Genomic DNA, 394 nt, shown 5'->3' with positions numbered 1-394 from the left:
ACCGTATAGTTCTCTGTATCAACCGTCTTTAGAAATTCTCTTATTCCTGTTCGTCCAGGTAGGCGCTTGCATTTGATATTGAAGATGTGAAGGACATGGCGAAGCGTGCTGATTGACTTCGGATATTGTAAAAGTTCGGCAATCTCAAAGATGTTCAACTCTTCCGTTGCAACGTCCTTCAATTTGTCCATGAACACGTGGCCCTTGTCATGCGTCCTTCCGGTGCTGATCTCGTGCATCTTCATGACTTGGTGAACTCGCTGCTTGCTCATGCCGCAAATCTCGCCAACAGAGCTATAAGTTACTTTCTTGTTTTCTTGGTTAAGTTTTCCTAATGCGTGAAGTATCTTGTCTATGCTTTTTTCATTTTTCATATATATATTTAGTAGTTGTC

General features: G+C 41.6%; 1 protein-coding gene. It reads right to left on the bottom strand.

The window, feature by feature from the left end; translation table 11 throughout:
* The coding region (locus CBF90_RS18705) for a hypothetical protein (protein ID WP_206780517.1) at window positions 1-272 on the bottom strand (272 nt) is incomplete at its 3' end.
* Between the last annotated feature and the right edge of the window lie 122 nt (window positions 273-394).

The organism is Microbacterium sp. AISO3, from assembly GCF_002204305.1.
Lineage (GTDB): Bacteria > Actinomycetota > Actinomycetes > Actinomycetales > Microbacteriaceae > Microbacterium > Microbacterium arborescens.
Note: the sequence above shows the minus strand (reverse complement) of the source record. Positions and strands in the feature narration are given on the sequence as shown.